The organism is Streptomyces yongxingensis, from assembly GCF_055597465.1.
Genome location: NZ_CM145717.1, coordinates 6,174,612 through 6,199,259, shown reverse-complemented (window position 1 = coordinate 6,199,259; position 24,648 = coordinate 6,174,612). Strand labels below are relative to the sequence as shown.

General features: G+C 72.6%; 20 protein-coding genes and 1 riboswitch. Of the genes, 9 read left to right on the top strand and 11 right to left on the bottom strand.

Features of this window, described 5'->3' with window-relative positions:
* The first annotated feature begins 152 nt into the window (after positions 1-152).
* Positions 153-3,152 carry a helicase C-terminal domain-containing protein gene (locus ACZ6TD_RS26800; RefSeq protein WP_471358055.1) on the top strand — a complete coding sequence of 1,000 codons (3,000 nt, stop codon included), beginning with the start codon at positions 153-155 and terminating at the stop codon, positions 3,150-3,152.
* Positions 3,153-3,243: 91 nt separating this feature from the next.
* Here the strand turns inward: ACZ6TD_RS26800 and ACZ6TD_RS26795 are convergent, their stop codons facing one another.
* The gene (locus ACZ6TD_RS26795) at positions 3,244-4,143 is read right to left on the bottom strand and encodes a VanZ family protein (protein WP_471342220.1); all 900 of its coding nucleotides are present in this window, start codon (positions 4,141-4,143) and stop codon (positions 3,244-3,246) included.
* A 212-nt stretch (positions 4,144-4,355) separates the two neighbouring features.
* On the opposite strand from ACZ6TD_RS26795, the gene ACZ6TD_RS26790 reads away from it, so the two are divergent.
* Together ACZ6TD_RS26790 and ACZ6TD_RS26785 are read left to right on the top strand one after the other, a co-directional pair.
* On the top strand, positions 4,356-6,005 hold the full coding sequence (locus ACZ6TD_RS26790; RefSeq protein WP_471342217.1) for a DNA repair helicase XPB: 1,650 nt from the start codon (positions 4,356-4,358) through the stop codon (positions 6,003-6,005).
* Between the two features lie 266 nt (positions 6,006-6,271).
* Positions 6,272-8,380: a HelD family protein gene (locus ACZ6TD_RS26785; RefSeq protein ID WP_471358052.1), complete on the top strand. Its 2,109-nt coding sequence runs from the start codon at positions 6,272-6,274 to the stop codon at positions 8,378-8,380.
* A gap of 93 nt (positions 8,381-8,473) precedes the next feature.
* Here the strand turns inward: ACZ6TD_RS26785 and ACZ6TD_RS26780 are convergent, their stop codons facing one another.
* Entirely contained in the window at positions 8,474-9,196 is a 723-nt protein-coding gene (locus ACZ6TD_RS26780; protein WP_471342215.1) for a copper homeostasis protein CutC, read from the bottom strand.
* A gap of 56 nt (positions 9,197-9,252) precedes the next feature.
* On the opposite strand from ACZ6TD_RS26780, the gene ACZ6TD_RS26775 reads away from it, so the two are divergent.
* Both ACZ6TD_RS26775 and ACZ6TD_RS26770 read left to right on the top strand, forming a co-directional pair.
* Complete coding sequence (locus ACZ6TD_RS26775) at positions 9,253-9,918, top strand: HD domain-containing protein (protein WP_471342213.1); 666 nt, start codon at positions 9,253-9,255, stop codon at positions 9,916-9,918.
* Between the two features lie 87 nt (positions 9,919-10,005).
* Complete coding sequence (locus ACZ6TD_RS26770) at positions 10,006-11,250, top strand: Cmx/CmrA family chloramphenicol efflux MFS transporter (protein ID WP_471342212.1); 1,245 nt, start codon at positions 10,006-10,008, stop codon at positions 11,248-11,250.
* A gap of 253 nt (positions 11,251-11,503) precedes the next feature.
* Here ACZ6TD_RS26770 and ACZ6TD_RS26765 read toward each other — a convergent pair whose 3' ends face one another.
* Together ACZ6TD_RS26765 and ACZ6TD_RS26760 are read right to left on the bottom strand one after the other, a co-directional pair.
* Positions 11,504-11,776 (bottom strand): DUF4031 domain-containing protein, encoded by a 273-nt coding sequence (locus ACZ6TD_RS26765; RefSeq protein WP_471342211.1) that lies wholly within the window; start codon positions 11,774-11,776, stop codon positions 11,504-11,506.
* Entirely contained in the window at positions 11,776-12,132 is a 357-nt protein-coding gene (locus tag ACZ6TD_RS26760) for a hypothetical protein (protein WP_086883249.1), read from the bottom strand. Before ACZ6TD_RS26760 ends, ACZ6TD_RS26765 begins: the two co-directional genes overlap by 1 nt.
* 148 nt (positions 12,133-12,280) lie before the next feature.
* On the opposite strand from ACZ6TD_RS26760, the gene ACZ6TD_RS26755 reads away from it, so the two are divergent.
* Both ACZ6TD_RS26755 and murQ read left to right on the top strand, forming a co-directional pair.
* Positions 12,281-13,222 carry a MurR/RpiR family transcriptional regulator gene (locus tag ACZ6TD_RS26755; RefSeq protein WP_471342209.1) on the top strand — a complete coding sequence of 314 codons (942 nt, stop codon included), beginning with the start codon at positions 12,281-12,283 and terminating at the stop codon, positions 13,220-13,222.
* A gap of 138 nt (positions 13,223-13,360) precedes the next feature.
* A complete protein-coding gene (gene murQ / locus ACZ6TD_RS26750; RefSeq protein WP_471342208.1) occupies positions 13,361-14,326 on the top strand; it encodes an N-acetylmuramic acid 6-phosphate etherase in 966 nt (321 codons plus the stop codon).
* A gap of 125 nt (positions 14,327-14,451) precedes the next feature.
* Here the strand turns inward: murQ and groL are convergent, their stop codons facing one another.
* From groL to thrC, 4 genes are all read right to left on the bottom strand, one after another.
* Positions 14,452-16,077, bottom strand: coding sequence for a chaperonin GroEL (gene groL / locus ACZ6TD_RS26745; protein ID WP_256650254.1), 1,626 nt, complete (start codon positions 16,075-16,077; stop codon positions 14,452-14,454).
* Positions 16,078-16,479: 402 nt separating this feature from the next.
* Entirely contained in the window at positions 16,480-16,686 is a 207-nt protein-coding gene (locus tag ACZ6TD_RS26740) for a cold-shock protein (protein WP_009716982.1), read from the bottom strand.
* A 408-nt stretch (positions 16,687-17,094) separates the two neighbouring features.
* Positions 17,095-17,373 (bottom strand): MoaD/ThiS family protein, encoded by a 279-nt coding sequence (locus tag ACZ6TD_RS26735; protein WP_471342206.1) that lies wholly within the window; start codon positions 17,371-17,373, stop codon positions 17,095-17,097.
* Positions 17,370-18,671, bottom strand: coding sequence for a threonine synthase (gene thrC, locus ACZ6TD_RS26730; protein ID WP_471342205.1), 1,302 nt, complete (start codon positions 18,669-18,671; stop codon positions 17,370-17,372). Before thrC ends, ACZ6TD_RS26735 begins: the two co-directional genes overlap by 4 nt.
* 18 nt (positions 18,672-18,689) lie before the next feature.
* Positions 18,690-18,831, bottom strand: a riboswitch (SAM riboswitch).
* 191 nt (positions 18,832-19,022) lie between these two features.
* Here thrC and ACZ6TD_RS26725 point away from each other — a divergent pair.
* Positions 19,023-19,970 (top strand): glucosyl-3-phosphoglycerate synthase, encoded by a 948-nt coding sequence (locus tag ACZ6TD_RS26725; RefSeq protein WP_471358049.1) that lies wholly within the window; start codon positions 19,023-19,025, stop codon positions 19,968-19,970.
* Positions 19,971-20,128: 158 nt separating this feature from the next.
* Positions 20,129-21,595, top strand: coding sequence for an alpha,alpha-trehalose-phosphate synthase (UDP-forming) (locus ACZ6TD_RS26720; RefSeq protein ID WP_471342203.1), 1,467 nt, complete (start codon positions 20,129-20,131; stop codon positions 21,593-21,595).
* A 155-nt stretch (positions 21,596-21,750) separates the two neighbouring features.
* Here the strand turns inward: ACZ6TD_RS26720 and otsB are convergent, their stop codons facing one another.
* From otsB to ACZ6TD_RS26705, 3 genes are all read right to left on the bottom strand, one after another.
* Positions 21,751-22,614 (bottom strand): trehalose-phosphatase, encoded by an 864-nt coding sequence (gene otsB, locus ACZ6TD_RS26715; RefSeq protein WP_471342201.1) that lies wholly within the window; start codon positions 22,612-22,614, stop codon positions 21,751-21,753.
* 138 nt (positions 22,615-22,752) lie between these two features.
* The gene (locus ACZ6TD_RS26710) at positions 22,753-22,971 is read right to left on the bottom strand and encodes a DUF3263 domain-containing protein (protein WP_471358046.1); all 219 of its coding nucleotides are present in this window, start codon (positions 22,969-22,971) and stop codon (positions 22,753-22,755) included.
* 116 nt (positions 22,972-23,087) lie between these two features.
* Positions 23,088-24,371 (bottom strand): extracellular solute-binding protein, encoded by a 1,284-nt coding sequence (locus ACZ6TD_RS26705; RefSeq protein WP_471342200.1) that lies wholly within the window; start codon positions 24,369-24,371, stop codon positions 23,088-23,090.
* Between the last annotated feature and the right edge of the window lie 277 nt (positions 24,372-24,648).

Genomic DNA, 24,648 nt, shown 5'->3' with positions numbered 1-24,648 from the left:
CGAGAGGGCTGACATGCCCGAAGAGACCAGCTCGCGCAACCGGGAGGCATGAGTTGCCCGCAGACACCGGCCACGGCGACAGCGGTCCGCAGGATCGCGTCGCCCGGGGCGGCGGCCCAGGAGACGGCGGCCACGGCGACCGCGGCCGCGGGGTGCCGCGCACCCTCGCCGAGGAGCTGCGCACCCGGCCCGACGACGCCCTCGCCGCCCTGCTGCGCGCCCGCCCCGATCTGCTCTCCCCGGTCCCGAACGACCTCACCCAGCTCGCCACCCGGGCCGGCACCCGCGCCTCGGTGGTACGGGCGGTGGAGCGTCTCGACCGATTCGCCCAACAGACCGCCGAGGCCCTCGCCGTCGCGCCCGACCCCTGCCCGTACGAGACCCTGCGGGACCTGATGACGGGCGACGAGGGCCCGGAGGATGCCGGGGGTAATGGGCACGCCCGGGGCGTGGCGGAACTCGGGGATCACGGAGACGCCCGAGCCCCCGGAGACGCCCAGGACCCAGGGGCCGCCCGGGACCCAGGGGCCGCCCGGGACCCAGGGGCCGCCCGTAGCGCCGGGAGCGCCAGGGCCCCGGGGGATGCCTCGGCCGCCGGAGCCGCATCGGGCGTCGGCGCCGCATCGGGCAGCAGCACCCCTCAGGGTCCCGGCCCCGTCTCGCCCGCGGAGACCACCTCGGGCACCGGGCCCGCCTCGGCCGCCGGGACCACCTCGGGCATCGGCGCCCCCCTGCGCGCCGAGGAACGCGCCGCGATCGTCGCCGAGTTGCCGCGGGCCGTGGCCACCCTTCGCGAGCAGGCCCTGATCTGGGGCGGGGACGATCGGCTCCGGCTCGTCCGGACCGCTCGGGAGCTGCTCGCGCCCTCGCCCACCTCGCCCTCCCCCACCGGGCTCGGCCCGAGCGTGCGGGAGGCCACGTCCGGGATGTCGCCGGGGCGGCTTCAGGAGCTGCTGGCGAAGACCGGGCTGTCGCCCACGCATGACCCGGTCACGGCGGTGGCGGCCCTGGCCGGGCTGTTCCGGGACCGCGCCCGGATGGCGGCGCTGCTCGACGGGGCGCCGGCGGGCGCGGCGGCCGTGCTGGCCAAGCTGACCTGGGGGCCGCCGTACGGCGAGGCGTCCGTCGCCTCGCCCACCCCGCCCGTCGGCTGGCTGCTGGACCGCGGGCTGCTGCTGCCGTCCGGGCCGCGCAATGTCGTACTGCCCCGCGAGGTCGCCCTGCATCTGCGCCACGGCCGGGCGCACCGCGCCCCCGAGCCCTTCGCCCCGCCGCTCTCGCCCACCACCGAGCACGATCCACAGGTTGTGGACAACACCGCCGCGGGCCAGACCTTCACCGCCCTGGCCACCGTCGAGGAGCTGCTGGGGCAGTGGGAGACCGCCGGGCCGCCCGTCCTGCGCGCGGGCGGGCTGAGCGTCCGCGACCTCAAGCGGACCGCCGTGGCGCTCGACGTGTCCGAACCGGTGGCCGCCTTCTGGATCGAGCTGGCGTACGCGGCCGGGCTGGTGGCCTCCGACGGCGAGACCGACGAGCGCTACGCCCCCACCCCCGCCTACGACGACTGGCTGCGGCTGCCCGCCGAGGAGCGCTGGGCGCGGCTCGCCGCCGCCTGGCTGCCCGCGACCCGTACGTCGGGCCTGGTCGGTGGCCGGGACAGCAGGGGCCGCACCCTCGCCGCGCTCGGCCCGGAACTGGACCGCTCCCCGGCCCCCGAGGTCCGCCGCCGGGTCCTCGAACTTCTGGCCACCCTCCCGCACGGTGCCGCGGCCGCCCCCGACGTCCTGCTGGCCCGGCTGCGGTGGGAACGGCCGGCCGGCCACCGCGGGACCCCCGCCCCCACCGCGACCACGCCCGGTGCGGCCGCCCCTTCCGGGGCCGCCTCTTCCGGGGCCGCCCCCGGGGTCGCCTTCCCTTCCGGACCTTCCGGGTCCGCCCACGGGTTCGCTTCCGCGGCCGCCCCCGGGGCCGCCTCCACCGCCGCCTCGCCCACCGGCGAGGACCTGCGCTCGCGGCTGGCCCGCTGGGCCGTCGCCGAGGCCGAAATGCTCGGGGTCACCGGCCGGGGCGCGCTCTCCTCCCACGGCCGCGCCCTGCTGGAACGCCACCCGGACGAGCCGACGGCCACCGAGAGCGACCTCGCGTCCGCGCGGGCCGCCCGGCTGCTCGCGCCGCTGCTCCCCGAGCCCCTCGACCACGTCCTGCTCCAGGCCGACCTGACCGCCGTCGCGCCCGGCCCGCTGGAGCGGCCGCTCGCCGAGACCCTGGGCATCCTCGCCGACGTCGAGTCCAAGGGCGGCGCGACCGTCTACCGCTTCACGCCCGAGTCCGTACGCCGCGCACTCGACGCCGGGCGGACCGCCGACGATGTGCACACCTTCCTCGCCGCGCACTCCCGCACCCCGGTGCCCCAGCCGCTCACCTACCTCGTGGACGACGTGGCCCGTAAGCACGGCCGGCTGCGCATCGGCGCCGCCTCCGCGTATCTGCGCTGCGACGACGACGCGCTGCTCGCCGAGATCCTCGCCGACCGCCGTTCGGCAGGGCTGCGGCTGCGCCGCCTCGCCCCCACCGTGCTGGCCGCCCAGGCGCCGCCGGACACCCTGCTGGAGGGGCTGCGGGCGATGGGGTACGCCCCGGCGGCCGAGTCCGCCGAGGGCGATGTGCTGGTCAGCCGCGCCGAAGCCCAACGCACCCCGCCCCGCAAACCGCCCGTCCCGGTCCCGGAGGGCCCGCCGGTGCCCGACGCCACCCTGCTGGGCGCGGCGGTGCGCGCCATCCGCGCCGGGGACCTCGCCGCGACCGCGCCCCACAAACCGGCGGCCGCGGCCGGAGCGGGGGCGGGCCCGGAGGCCGGGTCCGGCTCACGGCCCGGGTCCGGGGCCGGTTCCGGGGCCGCCGCCAGCGGCGACCGGCTGCCCCGCACCACCTCCGCCGACACCCTCGCCACCATGCAGGCCGCGGCCCTGACCGGCTCCAACGTCTGGATCGGCTACGTCAACGCGAACGGCGCGGCCACCCAGCGCGTGATCGCCCCGGTCCGGGTCGAGGGCGGCTTCGTCACGGCGTACGACCACACGGCCGACGAGGTCCGTACGTACCCCCTGCACCGCATCACGGGCGCCGCCGAACTGGCCGAGGACGCCACATAGGCCATAGCCGAAATCAGCCCGTCCGGCGCTTGAGGACACGCCCGGCGGACGTCCGGGGGGCGAGGTGGGGGCTACGGCACGCGGGGAAAGCTCACGCGGCGGGCGGCGCCTCGGTCCCCCGCCGGGTCCACCGGTGCCACCAGTGGCGGCGGCGCGGGTGCAGGGCGCGGCCGAGCCGACGTCCGACCACGACATAGCCGATCAGCGCACCCGAGGTGTTGAGGATGACGTCGTCGATGTCGAAGGCCCGGCCCTCGACGATGAGCCCCTGAACGGTTTCGACGGCCACCATCACCAAGGCCGTCACCACGACCACCCGCACCGCGCCCCGCGCCTTGGGCACCAGCATCGGCAGCAGCACCCCGAAGGGCGCGCCGAGCAGCACATTGCCGCCGATCTGCTTCACCGTGTCCCGGAAGGCGGGCTGGTCGACGTAGGTACGCAGCGACCGTCCCGGACGCAGATTGGTGTGGACGAGGTCGACGGAGCCGGGTGAGGGCACGAGCGTGGCCTTGGCGAGCGCCGCCGCGAAGCCGACCATGCAGACGAACGCCACGAGCAGCACCACCGCCCGCGCGACGCGCGCGCCGAACGAGGAGCGCTGCAGCAGCGCCTTCTCCGGGGCGCCCTGGGGCTCGGAGGGTTCGGCGGTCCGGCCCTTCGTGGGCTGGCCCTTGGCGGGCTGGGCCTTCGTGGACTGGGCCTTCTCGGTCCGGGCCTTCGCGGTCGGCGGCTTCGCACTCTGCTTCTTCGCGCTCTGCGTCTTCTTCTTCGCGCTCTGCGTCTTCGCGGTCACGGGCCCCTTCGCCAGGCCCCCGCCCGTCCGCGGCCCCTTCTTCTGACCGCCGGCCTTCTTCTGGTCCTGCCCGCTCGTCTTCTTCCGGCCACCCACCGTCCGGGAGCCCACCCGCGGCTTCTTCTCCGCCGTCCGCTCTACCCTCGTCCTCTTCTCCGCCGTCCGCCGGATCTCCCATCCAGCGATGCTGATCACAGGGACTCACCTCCCGCCCATGGCTCCGTTGTCCTCGCTCCGTCGGTCCGTGTCCGTCTTCGCCGCTTGCCCGTAGCCGCCCGGAGTATCCCTGTGGCTCTCCGCCACGTGTCCCCGTGGCGCCGCGCCACGTATCCCGCTCCCTCTCCGCCACGCCTTCTCGATGGGGGACACTGGTTCTTTGGCCGGTCAGCACGAAAGGACCCAGGCGCGTGAATGGACCCCTCATCGTCCAAAGCGACAAGACGCTCCTGCTCGAGGTGGACCACGAGCAGGCGGACGCCTGCCGCCGCGCCATCGCGCCCTTCGCCGAGCTGGAACGGGCGCCCGAGCACATCCACACCTACCGGGTGACCCCGCTCGGGCTGTGGAACGCCCGCGCCGCCGGGCACGACGCCGAGCAGGTCGTGGACGCCCTCGTGGCGTACTCCCGCTACCCCGTCCCGCACGCCCTCCTCGTGGACGTCGCGGAGACCATGGCCCGCTACGGGCGGCTGCGGCTGCTCAAGCACCCCACCCACGGTCTGGTCCTGGAGACCAGCGACCGCCCGATCCTCGAGGAGATCCTGCGGTCGAAGAAGATCCAGCCGCTGGTCGGCGCCCGGATCGACCCGGAGACGGTCGTCGTCCACCCCTCCGAGCGCGGCCAGATCAAGCAGACGCTGCTGAAGCTGGGCTGGCCCGCCGAGGACCTGGCCGGCTATGTGGACGGCGAGGCGCACCCCATCGAGCTGCGCGAGGACGGCTGGGGCTTGCGGCCGTATCAGAAGCAGGCCGTGGAGGGCTTCTGGCACGGCGGCTCGGGCGTCGTCGTGCTGCCCTGCGGCGCCGGAAAGACGCTGGTCGGGGCGGGTGCGATGGCCACCGCCAAGTCGACCACGCTGATCCTGGTCACCAACACCGTCTCCGCCCGCCAGTGGAAGCACGAGCTGGTGCGCCGCACCTCGCTCACCGAGGAGGAGATCGGTGAGTACAGCGGTACGCGGAAGGAGATCCGCCCGGTCACCATCGCCACGTACCAGGTACTCACCACCAAGCGGAAGGGCATCTACCCGCACCTCGAGCTGTTCGACTCCCGCGACTGGGGCCTGATCGTCTACGACGAGGTGCATCTGCTGCCGGCGCCCGTCTTCAAGTTCACCGCCGATCTCCAGGCGCGGCGGCGGCTCGGACTCACGGCGACGCTCGTCCGGGAGGACGGCCGGGAGTCCGACGTGTTCTCGCTCATCGGGCCCAAGCGCTTCGACGCCCCCTGGAAGGAGATCGAGGCGCAGGGCTACATCGCGCCCGCCGACTGTGTCGAGGTCCGGGTCAATCTGACCGAGACCGAGCGGCTGGCGTACGCGACCGCCGAGACCGACGAGAAGTACCGCTACTGCGCCACGACCGACTCCAAGCGGCGGATCACCGAGGCGCTGGTCGCCCGGCACAAGGGGCAGCAGACGCTGGTCATCGGGCAGTACATCGACCAGCTCGACGAGTTGGGCGAGCACCTGGACGCGCCCGTCATCAAGGGCGAGACCACCAACGCCCAGCGGGAGAGGCTCTTCGACGCCTTCCGGCAGGGCGAGCTGTCGGTGCTCGTCGTCTCGAAGGTCGCCAACTTCTCCATCGACCTCCCCGAGGCCACGGTCGCCATCCAGGTCTCCGGCACGTTCGGATCGCGCCAGGAGGAGGCCCAGCGGCTCGGCCGGGTGCTGCGCCCGAAGGCCGACGGCCACCCGGCGGTCTTCTACTCGGTGGTCGCGCGCGACACGATCGACCAGGACTTCGCGGCGCACCGCCAGCGGTTCCTGGCCGAGCAGGGGTACGCGTACCGGATCGTGGACGCGAGCGAGCTGCTCGCGGACGAGGACGTCTGACGTCTGACGTCCGGGCCGTCACCGGTCCCCATGACGTCTGTCATGGGGACCGGTGATGGGCAGCTCTGCCCGGCCCCGTCATAATTCATTCGCCTCCCCGACATGCCCTGGCTACAATCGCCGGTCTTGCCGCCTCCCGCGTCCCGAACGGGGAGAGCCGCCGCCCGGACGGAAACCGGTCGGCATCTCGTACCGCGCGTCATCTACGTACCGCGCATCCGCTTTGTGCACTCACTTGTGTGTACTCGCTCGCCGGAGGCTACGCCGTGCCCTCGCACGCCCCTGACCACCCAGATCCGCTCTCGGAGCCGCTCTCGGCGCCCGTCTCGGACCCCCTCGCGCGGGAGCGCGCCCATCTGACCGCGTCCCGCGCCGCGCTGCGCGCCATGCGCGCCGACGTCGAGGCCCTCGACCTCCGGGACGTCGCCGCGAACTGGGTCAACGCCGAAGCGCTGCACCACCAGGTCAGCGAGCGCGTCAAGGCCCTCGCCGACCTCGCCGACACCCCGCTCTTCTTCGGCCGTCTCGACTATCTGCACGCGCCGGGCGCGGAGACGGCGGAGGGTGCGGAGGGGGAGCGGTTCTACATCGGCCGCCGCCATGTGCACGACGCGGACGGCGACCCCATGGTCATCGACTGGCGTGCCCCCGTCTCCCAGCCCTTCTACCAGGCGTCCAAGAAGGCGCCGATGGACATCGGGCTGCGCCGCCGCTTCGGCTATACGGGCGGCGAGCTGACGGCGTACGAGGACGAACGGCTCTCCGACCCGGGCGAGGCGGAGCAGACCAGCAAACTGCTCCAGTCCGAGATCGAGCGCCCGCGCGTAGGCCCCATGCGGGACATTGTCGCGACGATCCAGCCGGAGCAGGACGAGATCGTCCGCCAGGGGATCGGCGGCACCATCTGCGTCCAGGGGGCGCCGGGCACCGGTAAGACGGCCGTGGGGCTGCACCGGGTGGCGTATCTGCTCTACGCGCACCGCGAGCGGCTGGCCCGCTCCGGCACCCTGGTCATCGGCCCGAACCGCTCCTTCCTCCACTACATCGAGCAGGTCCTGCCCGCCCTCGGCGAGCTGCAGGTGGCCCAGGCGACCGTCGAGGACCTGGTGACCCGGCCGTCCCTGGGCGCGGTGGCGCGGGGCGCCGACTCCGCCGACGCGGCCCGTATCAAGGGCGACGCACGGCTGGCCGAGGTGCTGCGCCGCGCCCTGCGCTCGTACGTCACCCGGCCCACCGAGCCGTGCGTCGTGGTGCGCGGCTCACGCCGCTGGCGGGTGCCCGCGTATGAACTGGAGGAGATCGTCGAGGAGTTGCTCACCCGCGACATCCGCTACGGCGCGGCCCGCGGGGCGCTTCCGCAGCGCATCGCGCACGCCGTGCTCGTCCGGATGGAGCAGGCGGGCGAGGCCCCCGACGACCGGGTCCAGGACTCGGTCGCGCGCAACGCGGCCGTCAAGGCGGTGGTCAAGGCGGTCTGGCCGCCGGTCGACCCGGCCAAGCTGGTGCTGCGACTGCTCTCCGACGCCGACTTCCTGGCCGAGCACGCGGACGGCGTCCTCGACGCCGACGAGCAGAAGACCGTCCTGTGGGCGAAGCCGGCGCGCGGCGTGAAGTCCGCGAAGTGGTCCCCGGCGGACCTGGTGCTGATCGACGAGGCCGCCGATCTCATCGAGCGCACCCCGTCCCTCGGCCATGTGGTCCTGGACGAGGCACAGGACCTGTCCCCCATGCAGTACCGCGCGGTCGGCCGCCGCTGCAGCACCGGCTCGGCGACCGTGCTCGGCGACATCGCCCAGGGCACCACCCCGTGGGCGACGGCCAGTTGGGAGGAGGCCCTGATCCACCTCGGCAAGGAGGGGGCCGGGATCGAGGAGCTGACCCAGGGCTTCCGCGTGCCGCGCGAGGTGATCGCGTACGCCTCCCGGCTGCTGCCCGCGATCGCCCCCGGCCTGTCGGAGGCCACCTCGATCCGCGAGGCGGCGGGCGACTTCTCCGTACGGGCCGTGGACCCGGCGGAGCTGGACGCGGCCGTGATCGCCGCCTGCCACGAGGCCCTGGGGCATGAGGGCTCGATCGGGCTGATCGCGGCCGACGCCCGCGTCCCGGCCCTGGCCCAGGCCCTCGACGCGGCGGGCCTGACCCACCTCACCCCCGGCGAGGAGACCAGCGCCGAGTCCCGCCTCACCCTCGTCCCGGCGACGCTGGCCAAGGGTCTGGAGTACGACTACGTGGTGCTCGACGAGCCGGCCGCCGTGGTCGACGGCGAACCCGACGAACGCACGGGCCTGCGCCGCCTGTACGTCGCCCTGACCCGTGCGGTCTCAGGGCTGACGGTGGTCCACGGCGCACCCCTGCCGGAGCTGCTGGCGGCCTGACGGGGCCGGGGCGCGGTTCGGCGGTTGGCCTCCGCTCAGGCCACTCGGCTCAAGCCACTCGGCTCAAGCCGCCTCTGCTCAGGCCACCTCCGCTCAGGCCACCGGAACCGGCGCGTCCATGGCCATGCGCCACTGGCCTACCGCGGCCGCGTCCACCGGGCCCGACCAGCCGTCCGGGCGGGCCGCGCCGCCGATGTGGAAGGCGTTGATCCCGGCGGCGCGCAGGGTGGGCAGGTGGTCGAGGCGCAGGCCGCCGCCCGCCATGATGCGCGCTTCGTAGCCCGGGGTACCGGCCCGCTCCGCCTCGGCGAGCAGAGTGGGCAGACCGTCGTCCACGCCGCGCGCGGACCCGGCGGTGAGATATGTGTCGAGGCCGGGGACGTCCGCGAGCCGCTTGCGCAGGCCGTCGCGATCGGCGGCGCGGTCGATGGCCCGGTGGAAGGTCCAGCGGCTCTCGTCCACGCCGCCGCCCGCGCCCACGACCTCGGTCAGCGCGGTCACGGCGGCGAGGTCGACCCCGCCGTCGTCGGTCAGGAAGCCCAGGACGAACTCGTCCGCCCCCTCCGAGTGCAGCGCGGCGGCGGCCTCGCACAGCGCGTCGAACGCGTTTCCGGCCGCGAAACCGTCCGACGCGCGGAGCATCACCCGCACCGGCAGATCGACGGCCGAACGAACGGCGGCGAAGGTCTCACGGGATGGGGTGAGCCCGTCGGCGGCCATGTCGGTGACCAGTTCGAGGCGGTCCGCCCCTCCGGCCTGTGCGGCGATCGCGTCCGCGGGGGTCAGGGCGATCACCTCGAGAAATGGTCTAGACATGCAGGACAGCTTGCCACACCGCACAAGGGCGCAAACCGCTGCCCCACAATTGGCCCATGCCCGCACCCACCCGCCATCCGGCCCATGACGCGCTGCTCACCCGCTGGACGGACCTCCTCACCAGCGCCCGCGACGCCACGACCCCGTCTCCCGTTCCCTACGGCGAAGACCTCCTGACCCGCTGGGCCGAGCCCCAGCGCCGCTACCACACCACCGATCACCTGCTCGCGGTCCTGGACCGGGTGGACGAGCTGCTCCCCCACGTCCAGGCCCCCGACACCGCCGCGATCCGCCTCGCCGCCTGGTTCCACGACGCCGTCTACCTCCCCGACCGCTCCACCAACGAAGAACGCAGCGCCCGCCTCGCCGAACGCGCCCTCCCGGAAGCCGGCGTCCCGGAGCCCCGCGTAGCCGAAACCGCCCGCCTCGTCCGCCTCACCACCGACCACGACCCCGCCGACGGCGACACCAACGGCGAGGTCCTCTGCGACGCCGACCTCGCCGTCCTGGCGGGCTCCCCCGAGGACTACGGCGCCTACGCGGCGGCGGTCCGCGAGGAGTACGGATTCGTCCCCGACGACGACTTCCGCGAGGGCCGCGCGAACGTCCTCCGCCATCTGCTGGGGCTGTCCCGTCTGTTCCGTACGCCCGTCGCCCACGACCGCTGGGAGGCCGCCGCCCGCCACAACATGGCCACTGAGCTGGAACTGCTCGGTGCGTAACGGGTGACGTCAGGAATGCGGGGGTTGCCGCATGGCGTTGAGCCTGGCATGCCCTCCTCCTCCCCAGCGGAGTCCGCTCGCTCCCGCATGCCCCTGGCCGTCTACGTCCTCGGACTGTCCGTGTTCGCGCTCGGTACCTCCGAGTTCATGCTCTCCGGGCTGCTGCAACCCGTCGCACGGGACATGGGGGTGTCGATCCCCACGGCCGGGCTGCTGATATCGGCGTTCGCGATCGGGATGGTGGTCGGGGCGCCGGTGCTGGCGGCGGCCACGTTGCGGCTGCCGCGGCGGACGACGCTGCTGGCGCTGCTGGCGGTGTTCGGGCTCGGGCAGATCGCGGGGGCGGTGGCGCCGTCGTACGGGGTGCTGTTCGCGTCCCGGGTGGTGAGCGCGCTCGCGTGCGCCGGGTTCTGGGCCGTGGGCGCCGCAGTGGCGGTGTCGCTGGTGCCGGTGAACGCGCGGGCGAAGGCGATGGCGGTGATGGTCGGCGGGCTGAGCATCGCGAACATCGCCGGGGTCCCGGCCGGGGCGTTCCTCGGTCAGCACGCCGGGTGGCGGGCCGCCTTCTGGGCGGTGGCCGGTCTTTCGGTGCTCGGGCTGCTCGGGGTCGTCGCGCTCGTACCGCGTACGGAGGTGCCGACCGGGGACGACCAGCCGCGGCTGCGGGCCGAGTTGCGCATCTACCGCGACCGGCAGGTGTGGCTGGCGCTGGCCGCCACCGCGCTGAGCGGTGGCGCGGTCTTCTGCCTGTTCTCCTACCTCGGGCCGCTGCTGACGGATGTGGCGGGGCTGGACGAGGGCTGGGTGCCGACCGTGCTCGCGCTGTTCGGCGTCGGCGCGCTGCTGGGTACGGTCATCGGCGGGCGGATCGCGGACGCGCATCTGTTCGGCACGATGTTCGGCGGCATCGTCGCCTCGACGGTCGTGCTGAGCGCGCTGGCGCTGACCGCGCACAGCGCGGTCGCGGCGGTGAGCCTGGCGCTGATGCTCGGCTTCACCGCCTTCTTCACCGCGCCCGCGCTCAACGCCCGGATGTTCAACCTCGCCAACGCCGCGCCCACGCTCGCGGGCGCGACGAACACCTCGGCCTTCAACATCGGCAACACGGTGGGCCCATGGCTCGGCGGCCTCGTCATCGACGCGGGCTGGGGCTACCCGGCCGTGGCCTGGACGGGCGCGGCCCTCGCCGGTACGGGCGCGGTGACGACGGTCGCCGCGATGCGGCTGCACCGGGCGGCCGGCGCCTCCCGCGTCATCGCCACGTCGGCCTCCTCGGCCGGTAGGGAAGCGGCCCACGACCTGGCTGCTGACCCGTCGCGCACCACGCGCTGAGAGACCCCACCTCCCCGCGCGGGCGCGGCCACACCCGTTGCCTCCGCGCCGCGCCCCGACCCGGCCCCGCCGGGCGGGGTCACCGGCCCGCGGCGAAGCACGCCCGATGAGCTGCGACAGCACGGCACCGCGCGCGGACCTGCGCACGGCGCCGGGGCGGCGGTCGCCCCGGGCGGCCGGGCGCGGTCTCGACGGACGGCCGGGCGGCAAGGCGGCCGGGCGGCAGCGCGGGCCGCAGGCCCGCCCGTCCCGGTCAGTCCACGTTCGCGGCTCGTTTGGGGCGGCGGAGGCCCGCGGCCTTGAGGCGGCGGAGGAGTTCCTTGCTGCCGACCTCCTCCGCGCCCGCCCGTACCGCCTTCGCGTACAACTCGCTCGGCACGTCGTAGTGGTCCCGGTCGAAGCCTCGGCGCGGGGCGCCGATGCGGGCGGCGAAGGCGTGGAGTTCGGCGTAGGAGACATCGCTGACGAGATGGGACCACAGGCGGCCGTGGCCCGGCCACGAGGGCGGGTCGATCAGGACGGCCATCAGAGGGTGGTGCCCAGCGAGCCCACGGGCGCCACCGCGACCGCCGTCTTGCCGCAGACCCAGTGCGGGTCGGGGCCCAACTCGGGCTCCACGTCGAGGGCGTGGAGGTCGCCGCCCGTGGTGCAGACGGGACACAGCGGCCAGCGGCCGTACCGTTCCAGCAGGGCGTCCTGGACGTCTTGGGCGACCAGACCGGCCACGTACGCGGCGCCCTCCGGCCACTGCTCGACCCACCACCGCCGGTGCGCGATCGCGTCTTCGACCAGCGAGACGATGTCGGCGCGGGCCACCTCCCCCGCCGCGAGGTCGGCCAGGACGAGGGCGCGGGCCGCGTGCAGTGCCTGTTCGAGCTTCATGGGTCCCATTGTCACCTTTGCTTCCTCCCGGCGCCTGTTCGCTTCGTCCGCGGCCCCGGCCCCCCGGATGCCCCGCGCCCGCTCACCGGCCCGCCGTGTCGTCGTCCGGAGGGTTGACCGGCACCGTGGCCGGAAATAGTTTTCGCTGTTGAGTAGCGATCTGAAGGAGACTTTCATGCCTCCACCGCAGCCCGACGCCACCCCACCGCCCGTCCCGGCCGCCCTCGCCGCCAAAGTCCGCACGTTAGCCCCCTCCATGACCCGCTCCATGCAGCGCGTCGCCGAAGCCGTGGCGGGCGATCCGGCCGGTTGCGCGGCGCTCACCGTCACCGGGCTCGCCGAGCGGACCGGCACCAGTGAGGCCACCGTCGTCCGCACCTCCCGGCTGCTCGGCTACCCCGGATACCGGGATCTGCGCCTCGCGCTCGCCGCGCTCGCCGCCCAACAGGCCGCCGGCCGGGCCCCGGCCGTCACCGCGGACATCGCGGTGGACGATCCGATCGCCGACGTGGTCACCAAGCTGGCGCGGGAGGAGCAGCAGTGTCTGGCCGACACCGCCGCGGGGCTGGACACCAGCCAGGTCGAGGCGGCCGTCTCGGCGCTGGCCGCCGCCCGCCGGATCGATGTGTACGGGGTCGGGGCGTCCAGCCTCGTCGGCCAGGACCTGGTCCAGAAGCTGCTGCGCATCGGGCTGATAGCCCACGCCCACGCCGATCCGCACCTCGCGGTCACCAACGCGGTCCAGTTGCGGTCCGGCGACGTCGCCATCGCGATCACCCACTCCGGGCGCACGACGGACGTCATCGAGCCACTGCGGGTGGCCTTCGAGCGCGGGGCGACCACCGTCGCGATCACCGGACGGCCGAACGGCGAGGTCGCGCAGTACGCGGACCTGGTGCTCACCACCTCCACCGCCCGCGAGAGCGAGCTGCGCCCGGCGGCCATGTCCAGCCGGACCAGCCAGCTGCTGGTGGTGGACTGCCTGTTCATAGGGGTCGCCCAGCGGACGTACGAAACGGCGGCGCCCGCGCTCTCCGCGTCGTACGAGGCGCTCGCGCACCGCCACGATCCGCGTCCCGGGCACCGCTGAGCCCGGCCGGTCCGCCTTCGGTTCCGCCTTCGGTCCCACCCCCGGTCACTGTTTCGGTCACCGTTTCGCCGGTGATCGCCCTCGCGGTCACCGTCACCCCCACCCTTACGCTGACGTACCGGAAAGAGCCGCTTCACCATGACTTCCGCCGACTCCGCAGCCGATTCCGCAGCCGACTCCACGGGCTCCGCACGGCTCCGCGCCCAGCTCGACACCCTGACCACCGAGGCGTTCCGCCCCGAACTCGCCGAGATCGACCGGCTCGAAACCCTCGAGATCGCCCGGATCATGAACGCGGAGGACGCCGCCGTCCCCACCGCCGTCGCCGGTCAGCTCCCCCGCATCGCCGCCGCCATCGAGGCCATCGCCGCGCGGATGTCCCGTGGCGGCCGCCTCCTCTATGCGGGCGCGGGCACCGCCGGACGGCTCGGGGTACTCGACGCGAGCGAGTGCCCGCCCACCTTCAACACCCGGCCCGAGCAGGTCGTCGGGGTGATCGCGGGCGGCCCGGACGCCGTGGTGACCTCGGTCGAGGGCGCGGAGGACAGCGCGGAGCTGGCCGCCCGGGACCTCGACCGGCTCGGGATCGGCCCCGACGACACCGTGGTCGGCGTCTCGGCCTCCGGCCGCACCCCGTACGCCGTGGGCGCGGTCGAGCACGCCCGGCGGCGCGGCGCGCTCACCGTCGGGCTGTCCTGCAACGCCGGGTCGGCGCTCGCCGCCGCGGCCGACCACGGCATCGAGATCGTCGTGGGGCCGGAGCTGCTCACCGGCTCGACCCGGCTGAAGGCGGGCACGGCCCAGAAGCTGGTGCTCAACATGATCTCGACCATCACCATGATCCGGCTGGGCAAGACCTTCGGGAATCTGATGGTCGACGTGCGCGCCTCCAACGACAAGCTGCGGGCCCGTTCGCGGAGGATCGTCTTCCTGGCGACCGGGGCCTCCGACGAGCGGATCGAGAGCGCGCTGGCGGCCACGGACGGCGAGGTGAAGAACGCGATCCTCACCATCCTGGGCGGGGTGGACGCCCCGACCGCCGAGAAGCTCCTGGCCGAGGCGCACGGCCATCTGCGCGCCGCCCTGGAGGCCGCCACGGGCTGAGCCCGGGGCCGGGCCCCGCATCCGCGCGGGGCCGGATAAGCCGTCGGGGCGGCACCCCTGGGAGAGGGTGCCGCCCCGACGTTTCGGACGGTATGACCGACCGGCGGACGAACGCGCCGAGTCGATCAGAAGTCCATGTCACCGCCCGGCATGCCGCCCGGAGCGCCCGCCGGGGCGGCCTTCTCCGGCTTGTCGGCGATGACGGCCTCGGTGGTGAGGAACAGCGCGGCGATCGACGCGGCGTTCTGCAGCGCGGAGCGCGTGACCTTGGCCGGGTCGATGATGCCCTCGGCGATCAGGTCCACGTACTCACCGGTCGCGGCGTTGAGGCCGTGACCCGGGGTCAGGTTGCGCACCTTCTCGACCACGACGCCGCCCTCGAGACCGGCGTTGACCGCGATCTGCTTCAGCGGGGCCTCCAGGGCCAGGCGCACGGCCTGGGCACCGGTGGCCTCGTCGCCCTCGAGCTCCAGCTTCTCGAAGACCGAGACGGTCTGGAGCAGGGCCACGCCACCACCGGCGACGATGCCCTCCTCGACGGCGGCCTTGGCGTTGCGCACCGCGTCCTCGATGCGGTGCTTGCGCTCCTTGAGCTCCACCTCGGTGGCGGCACCGGCCTTGATGACGGCCACGCCGCCGGCCAGCTTCGCCAGGCGCTCCTGGAGCTTCTCGCGGTCGTAGTCCGAGTCCGAGGACTCGATCTCGGCGCGGATCTGGTTGACGCGGCCCTGCACCTGGTCGGTGTCGCCGGCGCCGTCCACGATGGTGGTCTCGTCCTTGGTGACCGTGATCTTGCGAGCACGGCCGAGCAGGTCGAGACCGGCGTTCTCCAGCTTGAGGCCGACCTCCTCGGAGATGACGGTGCCACCGGTGAGGATGGCGATGTCGCCGAGCATGGCCTTACGGCGGTCACCGAAGCCCGGGGCCTTGACGGCGACGGACTTGAAGGTGCCACGGATCTTGTTGACGACCAGGGTCGCCAGGGCCTCGCCCTCGACGTCCTCGGCGATGATCAGCAGCGGCTTGCCCGACTGCATGACCTTCTCGAGCAGCGGGAGGAGGTCCTTCACGCTGCTGATCTTGGAGTTGACGATCAGGATGTACGGGTCGTCGAGCGACGCCTCCATACGCTCCATGTCCGTCGCGAAGTACGGGGAGATGTAGCCCTTGTCGAAGCGCATGCCCTCGGTGAGCTCGAGCTCGAGCCCGAAGGTCTGCGACTCCTCGACGGTGATGACACCTTCCTTGCCGACCTTGTCCATCGCCTCGGCGATGAGCTCACCGATCTGGGTGTCGGCGGCGGAGATGGAGGCGGTGGAGGCGATCTGCTCCTTGGTCTCCACGTCCTTGGCCTGCTCGAGGAGCTGGGCGGAGACGGCCTCGACGGCCTTCTCGATACCGCGCTTGAGCGCCATCGGGTTGGCGCCCGCGGCGACGTTGCGGAGGCCCTCCTTGACCAGCGCCTGGGCGAGGACGGTCGCGGTCGTCGTGCCGTCACCGGCGACGTCGTCCGTCTTCTTCGCGACCTCCTTGACCAGCTCGGCGCCGATCTTCTCGTACGCGTCCTCGAGCTCGATCTCCTTGGCGATGGACACACCATCGTTGGTGATCGTGGGGGCGCCCCACTTCTTCTCGAGGACGACGTTGCGGCCCTTGGGGCCGAGGGTGACCTTGACGGCGTCGGCGAGCTGGTTCATCCCGCGCTCGAGGCCGCGCCGCGCCTCCTCGTCGAACGCGATGATCTTGGCCATGTGAAGTGGTCCTCCCAGAGACGGGGTGGATTGCTCCGGACCGCGCTGGCGCCCGCGACGGACGGCCTGCCTGCCGCGCGGTTCCTTGCCCCGCATGGCCTGGCGGGCCTCACCGACCCGGTCCTTCTGTCACTCTCAACGTCAGAGTGCTAACGCCAATGATTAGCACTCGGGCCTATAGAGTGCAAGCGCCCGAAGGGCGTCCTTGAGGGGTGGCGGTCGGGCGACGGGTGGGCGCAAGCGCCCGTGACGGGTGGGCGCAAGCGCCCGTAGGGCGTCCAGGGCCCGAAGGGGGCGGTAGGGCACGGGGAGCCATGGCGCCGGGCATGCCGAAGGGTCCGTACCCTGTTCGGGACACGGACCCTTCGGATTTGTTCGTTTCAGCTGCGTCGCGTCGGCGCGTCAGCCTACGGCCACGCGGACCATGTCGGCCTGCGGGCCCTTCTGGCCCTGCGAGATCTCGAACTCGACCCGCTGGCCTTCCTCGAGGGTGCGGTACCCGTCCATCTGGATCGCGCTGTAGTGGACGAACACGTCCGCACCACCGTCGACCGCGATGAAGCCGTACCCCTTCTCCGCGTTGAACCACTTGACGGTGCCCTGAGCCATTCCTAACTCCCCTATTGCTGGCCCTTGCGCAGGACCGCACTCCGCGGACCCGGGTCAGACCTCACCCCCCGGATGTGGGGGGTGTGCGCCGGAACGCGTCGACCGCCGCTGAATGTATCCGTCCCAACGCCCTCTGCAACAGGTCAATCGGACGAGAATTCTGGGCACGGCCGAACGGTTAAAAGTGAGAAATTATGTGAAGTTCGGGCAAGCCGGGCCGGACATAAGCAACTAACCCGACAATTCGCGCGCACACTTTACGCACAACTTGACGAGTTCTCATATGTGGCTCCGACCCCGGAGCCGGCGGGGAATCCGGGCAACTGTATCGCGATTCCACACACGGAATCGCCCCGTCCGGTTGTCCCCGGACGGGGCGATGCCAAAGGTGAGGAGGGGGACGCGGGGTCAGCAGCCGCCCGCGACCGCCGGGATGATCGAGATCCCGGCGCCGTCCGGGGTCGCCGTGGCCAGGCCGTCGGCGAAGCGGACGTCGTCGTCGTTGACGTAGACGTTGACGAAGCGGCGGAGCTTGCCGGTGTCGTCCAGGACGCGGGCCGAGATGCCCGCGTGGTTCTTCTCCAGGTCCGTCAGGACCTCGGCGAGGGTCGCGCCCTCGGCGGAGACCTCCGCCTGACCGCCGGTGTAGGTGCGCAGGATGGTCGGGATTCGGACGTTGACGCTCATGCGAGTCCAGCCTCTCGGAACGAGTCAAGGGTGGGGCGGATGATGGCGGAGGGGCCCGTGGTGGGGGCCACCGCGTCGAGGGTCTTGAGGCCGTCGCCGGTGTTGAGCACGACGGTCGTCAGGGACGGGTCGAGCAGACCGTCCTCGATCAGCTTCTTGGTCACGCCGACGGTCACGCCGCCCGCGGTCTCCGCGAAGATCCCCTCGGTGCGGGCCAGCAGCTTGATGGCGTCGACGATCTGCTCGTCGTTCACGTCCTCCACCGCGCCGCCCGTACGGCGGGCGATGTCCAGGACGTACGGGCCGTCCGCGGGGTTGCCGATGGCCAGCGACTTGGCGATGGTCCGCGGCTTCTGCGGCCGGACGACGTCATGGCCGGCCTTGTAGGCGGCGGAGACCGGGGAGCAGCCCTCGGCCTGGGCGCCGAAGATCTTGTAGGGCTTGTCCTCGACCAGACCGATCGCGATCAGCTCCTTCAGCCCCTTGTCGATCTTGGTGAGCTGGGAGCCGGAGGCGATCGGGATGACGATCTGGTCCGGCAGCCGCCAGCCGAGCTGCTCACAGATCTCGTACGCCAGGGTCTTGGAGCCCTCGCCGTAGTACGGCCGCAGGTTGACGTTGACGAAGCCCCAGCCCTCGCCCGCCGGGTCGCCGATCAGCTCGCTGCAGAAGCGGTTGACGTCGTCGTAGGTGCCCTCGATGCCGACCAGCTCACCGCCGTAGACCGCCGCCATGACGACCTTGCCCGCCTCCAGGTCGTGCGGGATGAAGACGCAGGAGCGGAAGCCCGCGCGGGCGGCCGCGGCGCCCACCGCGCCGGCGAGGTTGCCGGTGGAGGAGCAGGAGAGGGTGGTGAAGCCGAAGGTGCGGGCGGCCTGGACGGCGATGGCGACGACCCGGTCCTTGAAGGAGTGGGTCGGGTTCCCGGAGTCGTCCTTGATGTGCAGCTCACCGGTGACGCCGAGCTCACGGGCGAGGTTGTCGGCCTTGACCAGCTTGGTGAAGCCGGGGTTCAGGCTCGGCAGGTCCGCCACGTCCGCCGGGACGGGCAGCAGCGGGGCGTAGCGCCAGATGCTGTTCGGACCGGCCTCGATACGCCGGCGCAGCCCCTCCGGGTCGCCGGCCGGCAGCTCGTACGCGACCTCGAGCGGCCCGAAACAGATCTCGCACGCGAAGATCGGACCCAGCTCGAACCGCTCACCGCACTCCCGGCAGGACAATGCGACGGCGGGGCCGAAGGCACCGGAGGCGACGGAGGCGGAGGAAGTGGTTGAGCTTTCTACTGACTGCACAGCCATGGATGGCGAGGCCCTTTCTCCTCATCTTCCTCGCGACGCATTTCGCCACGAGACGGAATTGGCACCTTCCCGAGCTGGGAGCCTCGCTGCGGAATGCGAGATCAGCTGGAGGGTTGCCGGGGCTTCAACGGGCCGTTCCCTCTGCCCCTCTGGATGAGCGGTATGGCACCGGGCGGACCCGGGGCGTTTGTCGGCACGAGCGTCATCGGTACGTCGGTAAACACCGAGGTCGACCCCGACATACGACGGCCATGTGCGTTGTTCAAGACTGTAACCGAAGGCCCGGATGGTTGAGGTAGCCGTCCGATGCGCGAGATGGATCACAGCGATCACAGCAGGGGAGACACACAGGTGCTGGATGAGGTGGAGCGCTGGCTGAAGCGTCGCTCCTGGTCTGCCGACGACCGTCCGCTGGATCGCCTGCTGGCCGCGAAGCGGGCCACGGCGACGACGGTGAGCGTGGTCCTGCCCGCCCTGAACGAGGAGGCCACGGTCGGCGATATCGCCGACACGATCCGGCGTGAGCTGATGGGCGAGGCGATGCCGCTGGTGGACGAGCTGGTGGTGCTGGACTCCGGTTCCACGGACCACACCGCCGAGGTCGCCGCGGCGGCGGGCGCCACCGTCGTCCCCCGCGACTCGCTGCTGCCCCGGCTGCCCGCGCTCCCCGGCAAGGGCGAGGTGCTGTGGCGGTCCCTGCTCGCCACGAGCGGTGACATCGTCTGCTTCATCGACGCCGACCTGCGGGAATTCGAACCGCGCTTTGTCTCGGGAATCGTCGGTCCGCTGCTGACCGACCCCACGCTTGAGCTGGTGAAGGGCATGTACGACCGCCCGCTCGGCGAGGTGGCGGGGCAGGGCGGCCGGGTCACCGAGCTGGTCGCCCGCCCGCTGCTGAATCTGCACTGGCCCCAGCTGGCCGGATTCGTCCAGCCGTTGAGCGGGGAGTACGCGGCGCGCCGTTCGCTGCTGGAGCGGCTGCCCTTCCCGGTCGGCTACGGCGTCGAGCTGGGGCTGCTGGTGGACGCGCTGCACACGGTGGGGCTCGACGCGCTCGGCCAGGTCGACATCGGGGTGCGCAAACACCGCCACCAGGACGGGCAGGCGCTCGGCCGGATGGCGGCCGCGATCTACCGCACCGCGCAGCTACGGCTGGCCCGGGGCCATTTGGTGCGGCCGCGGCTGACCCAGTTCGACCGGGGCGAGAACGGCTTCGAGCCGCGCACCACGGAGGTGGACACCGAGGAGCGGCCGCCGATGATCGAGATACCGGAGTACACGGCGCGGCGCGCGGCGTGACGCCGGGATAGCGGCTCGGCGCTCACGGAGGGATGGCGTCCTGGCGCCCGCCGAGGAACAGCCTCCTGGCGCTGATGTGGCCGGAACCGGAATAGCACCTACGGGGCAAGAAACCGTACGTACGTTTGCGCGGGGCCGCGCCTGGCTAGGCTCGCGACATGGCAGTTCCGCGCACCGCCCCGATCCTGGTCGCGTCCAACCGCGGCCCGGTCTCGTACACCCTGGGCGAGGACGGCTCGCTCACCGCCCGGCGCGGCGGTGGCGGGCTGGTCTCCGGGCTCAGCGCGATCGGCCCGGACGCGGGCGCGGTGTGGGTGTGCGCGGCGCTCGGCGAGGGTGACCGCGAGGCGGCCCGGCGCGCCGGGGCCGGCCATCTGAACCCCGGTGACACCGGCGGCCAGCAGGTGCGGATGCTCGACATCGCGCCGGACGTCTTCGCCGCCGCGTACAACGGCATCGCCAATTCGGTGCTGTGGTTCGTCCACCACCTGCTCTACCAGACCCCGGTCGAGCCGGTCTTCGACGCGGAGTTCGCCGAGCAGTGGGCGGCCTACGAGAGCTATAACGCGGCGTTCGCGGACGCGCTCGCCCAGGAGGCGGTGGACGACGCCGTCGTCCTGGTGCAGGACTACCACCTTGCGCTGGTGCCCGCGATGCTCCGCGAGCGCCGCCCCGATCTGCGGATCGGTCACTTCTCCCACACTCCCTGGGCCCCGCCGGACTACTACCGGCTGCTGCCGGACGACGTCGCGGCGGATGTGCTGCGCGGCATCCTCGGCGGCGACCGCGCCGCGTTCCTCACCGAGCGCTGGGCCACCGCCTTCGCCGACTGCTGCGCGGCGGTGCTGGGCGCGGAGATCGTCCGGGACGGTGACGGCGACGGTAACGGCATGGCGACGGCCGTGCGCTTCCAGGGCCGGGAGACCCGGCTGGGCGTCCACGGCCTGGGCGCCGACGCGGACTTCCTGCGGGAGCGGTCGCGCCAGGGCGATGTGGACGAACGGCTGAGCACTCTGCGGGCCCAGATCGGACCGGGCCGGAAGTCGATCGTCCGGGTGGACCGCACCGAGCTGTCCAAGAACATCGTGCGCGGGCTGCTGGCCTACCGGCGGCTGCTGGAGACCCGTCCCGAGTGGCGCGAGCGCGTGGTGCACGTGGCCTTCGCCTACCCCTCGCGCCAGGACCTCGCGGTCTACCGCGACTACACCGAGCGGGTGCGGCGGATCGCGGACGAGATCAACGACGAGTACGGCACGGAGGGCTGGACTCCGGTCGCCCTGCATGTGAAGGACGACTTCGCCCGGTCCCTCGCGGCCTACCGGCTGGCGGACGTGGCCCTGGTCAACCCCATCCGGGACGGGATGAACCTGGTGGCCAAGGAGGTCCCGGTGGTCTCCGAGCGGGGATGCGCGCTGGTGCTCTCGCGGGAGGCGGGCGCGTACGCCGAGCTGGGCGAGGACGCGCTGGTGGTGAACCCGTACGACGTGGAGGGCACGGCCCGGGCGCTCCACGAGGCGCTGCGCATGAGCGACGGCGAGCGCGCGGACCGCACCAAGCGGCTCGCCGCCGCGGCGACCGCACTACCGCCACAGGCGTGGTTCCTGGCGCAACTGCGGGCGCTGTGATGGCTTGGGGGTGACGGGTGCGGCCGGGTACGGGCGCGGCCGGGTACGGGCGCGGCCGGGTACGGGCGCGGCCCGGGTGCCCGGCGCGACCTGGGCGCCGGACACGACCCGGATACCCGGCGCGACCCGGATGCCGGGCGATGTCCCGCCGAGCCCTACGCGGCTTCGCCGCTGACCGTGTCCGCCAGAGCCGACAGCAGGTCCACCACACCCGCCGGGCCGTCGACCACCAGGTCGGCCCGCTTGGCGAGCTCGGTCACCTCCGTGCTGCCGCTGCACACCAGCACCCCCGGCACGCCCTCCTCGCGCAGCCGCTCCACCGCCGCGAACGCGGCCAGGTCGCCCAGGTCGTCGCCCGCGTAGAGCACGGCTTCCGCGCCCGTCCGCCGTACGTAGTCGATGAGCGCGACGCCCTTGTCCATGCCCGGCGGGCGCAGCTCCAGCACCAGTCGGCCGGGCTCGACGATCAGCCCGTGGCGCTCGGCGAGCGCGTGCAGCGGCGCACGCAGCCGCTCGAACGTGGCCTGGGGGTCCTCGGCGCGGCGGGTGTGGACGGCGACGGCGCGGCCCTTGTCCTCGATCCACGTGCCGCGCGAGGCGCCGTGCTCCTCGAGGACGGCGGGGAGTCCGGCCTGGACGGCGGCGACGCCGGGGTGCGGTTCGGGCGCCTGGACCTCGCCGCTGCCCGCGTCCCAGCGCTCGGCGCCGTAGAGGCCGAGAACGACGAGCCCGTCCAGCCCCTCGGCCCCGGCGAAGCCGCCGTACCGTACGGCGACCTCGGCAGGGCGTCCGGTGATCACCGCGACGGAGCGGATCCTCGGGGCCAGCCGGGAGAGCGCGGGGACGGCGCCGGGGTGGGCGCGGGCCTGGTCGGGATCGGGGACGATCTCGGCGAGGGTGCCGTCGAAGTCGAGTCCGACGACGGCGCGGCCGGGCCGTTCGAGGAGGGCGGCGAGGCCCTCACGGCCGGCGGAGGTGGTGGGTACGGGGACGGGGTGACTTCCCATAGCGCTGCCCATGGCGGTGACCCTACCGGGCCCGGCGGCACGGCGCGCTTCCCCCGGGCGTCCCGCCGGTGAAGGGCCCCGCCCCCGCCCGTGCACGGTTCCGGCCGCCGCGCCAGTGCACGGGTTCCGGCCGTCCCGCCCCGAGGTGCGTCAGCGCCTTCCGCGGCGCTCGTCCCTGATCCGGCGCAGCCGGTTGACGGTCACCGGGTCGTGCTCCAGGGCCCTGGGATCGTCCAGCAGCGCGTTCAGCAGTTGGTAGTAGCGGGTCGGGGAGAGCCCCAACCGCTCCCGTATCGCCCGCTCCTTGGCGCCGGGGCCCGGCCAGCCGCGCCGCTCCACGGCGAGCACGGCCTGGTCGCGGTCGGACAGCCCGGCATCCGTGCCCGGCTCCTGATCCCGCTCCCGCTCCCGCCCCTCGTCCTCGACCTGGTCCTCGACTCGGTCGGCGGGGTCGCCGGAAGGGCCGGGGCCGGGCGTGTCCACTGTCATGCCCCCGCATTCTCCATGGCGTCGGCCTCCCGCTGGATCTGGCCCAGCACGCTCGCCGGGTCGCCGCCCTTGGCCACGGTCGAGCCGATCTTCTGCTTGATCAGCTTGCTGACCTCCGCCCAGGAGGTCTTGTCGGCCGGGTAGAACTCCGCGCTCTCCAGCTCGTCCAGGAACCGCCACAGCCGCTTGTACTCACGGTCGCCGAGCATCGTCTGCTCGACGGCGGTGGTCACCGGCAGCAGGTCGTACTCGGTGACGAAGTCCAGCACGTTGTTCTCGGTGTAGACGAAGTCGAGGAACTTCCCGATCTCCTTACGGTGACCGTTCTGCTTGAAGGCCATCAGCCAGTCGGCGACGCCCATCGTCGACGGGGACTTGCCCCTGCGGCCGGGCAGCGGCGCGGTGCCGTACGTGATGCCGTGGGCGGACGCCTGCTGCATCAGGGTCGGGTGGCCGTTGAGCATGCCGACCTCGCCGCGGGCGAAGGCGTCGAAGGTGTCCTGGCGGTTGGTGCGGGCCGGGGAGCCGGGGCCGGTGAGGTCCGCGCCGACGAGTTCGTCCCGCAGCCATTCGAAGGCCGCGATGTTCTCGGTGGAGTCGATGGTGTAACTGCCGTTGGCGTCGGTGTAGCCGCCACCGCCGCTGAGCATCCACATCATGGTCTCGGCCTGGCACTCCTCGGGGCCGAGCGGCAGCCCGTACGGGATCTTCACCCCACTGGCCTTGAGCTGGACGGCCGCCTCCTTGAGCTCGTCCCAGCTGGTGGGGGCGGAGGATATCCCGGCCCGGTCGAAGAGCTTCTTGTTGTAGAAGAGCAGCCGGGCGCTGGCCACGAACGGCACCCCGTACTGCACCCGCCGCACCTCACCCGCATGGGCGATCGAGGTGATGAAACCGGCCTGGGTGGGGATGGAGAGCATCTCGTCGGCGCGGTAGAGCTTGCCCTGCGCGGCGTAGTCGGCGTACGCGCCGATCTGCGCGATGTCCGGGGCCTGACCGTTCTTGACCATCTCGGCCACCCGCCGGTCCACCTCGGTCCAGCTGTAGACCTTGACGTCGACCTTAAGGCCGCCGTTCTTGGCCTCGAAGGCCCGGGCGACCTTGTTCCAGTACTTCTGGGAGCTGTTGGCGGTGCTGTCGCCGTAGTCGGCCGCGACCACCTTCAAGGTGACATCACCGTCGGAGCCGGAGCTGTCGCTGCCACAGGCCGTGAGTCCTGGTGCCGTCGCCACCGCCGCGACACCCGCCGTTGTCAGACCCAAGAACCGTCGCCGCTGCACCGCTGTTTTCCCACCCTATGGCTTGTTTCATCCTCAAGGGTCCTCCCCCCGAGGTCGAGCGAGTCTGCCTTGCAAACCTCCACAAGGTCTACACCATGGCCATATCGCTTCGGTATCGGAGCTCAATTGCCCAGGTGAGCGGGGTGCTACACGCGTAAGTGGGATGTGTCACCCAGTCACAAACGGAAGGGCAGGTTCATACCAACTCCCTTACGCGCAACGGCGTGATCTCCCGACGAGAAGCGGCGAGTGGACTAGACCTCTCATGGTGGATCGC

Excerpts from the sequence above, each read along its gene's own strand:
- ACZ6TD_RS26780 (WP_471342215.1), bottom strand. The coding sequence starts at position 9,196 with ATGTCTAGACCATTTCTCGAGGTGATCGCCCTGACCCCCGCGGACGCG.
- ACZ6TD_RS26775 (WP_471342213.1), top strand. The coding sequence starts at position 9,253 with ATGCCCGCACCCACCCGCCATCCGGCCCATGACGCGCTGCTCACCCGC.
- ACZ6TD_RS26770 (WP_471342212.1), top strand. The coding sequence starts at position 10,006 with ATGCCCCTGGCCGTCTACGTCCTCGGACTGTCCGTGTTCGCGCTCGGT.
- ACZ6TD_RS26765 (WP_471342211.1), bottom strand. The coding sequence starts at position 11,776 with ATGGCCGTCCTGATCGACCCGCCCTCGTGGCCGGGCCACGGCCGCCTG.
- ACZ6TD_RS26760 (WP_086883249.1), bottom strand. The coding sequence starts at position 12,132 with ATGAAGCTCGAACAGGCACTGCACGCGGCCCGCGCCCTCGTCCTGGCC.
- murQ (WP_471342208.1), top strand. The coding sequence starts at position 13,361 with ATGACTTCCGCCGACTCCGCAGCCGATTCCGCAGCCGACTCCACGGGC.
- groL (WP_256650254.1), bottom strand. The coding sequence starts at position 16,077 with ATGGCCAAGATCATCGCGTTCGACGAGGAGGCGCGGCGCGGCCTCGAG.
- ACZ6TD_RS26740 (WP_009716982.1), bottom strand. The coding sequence starts at position 16,686 with ATGGCTCAGGGCACCGTCAAGTGGTTCAACGCGGAGAAGGGGTACGGC.
- ACZ6TD_RS26735 (WP_471342206.1), bottom strand. The coding sequence starts at position 17,373 with ATGAGCGTCAACGTCCGAATCCCGACCATCCTGCGCACCTACACCGGC.
- thrC (WP_471342205.1), bottom strand. The coding sequence starts at position 18,671 with ATGGCTGTGCAGTCAGTAGAAAGCTCAACCACTTCCTCCGCCTCCGTC.
- ACZ6TD_RS26720 (WP_471342203.1), top strand. The coding sequence starts at position 20,129 with ATGGCAGTTCCGCGCACCGCCCCGATCCTGGTCGCGTCCAACCGCGGC.
- otsB (WP_471342201.1), bottom strand. The coding sequence starts at position 22,614 with ATGGGCAGCGCTATGGGAAGTCACCCCGTCCCCGTACCCACCACCTCC.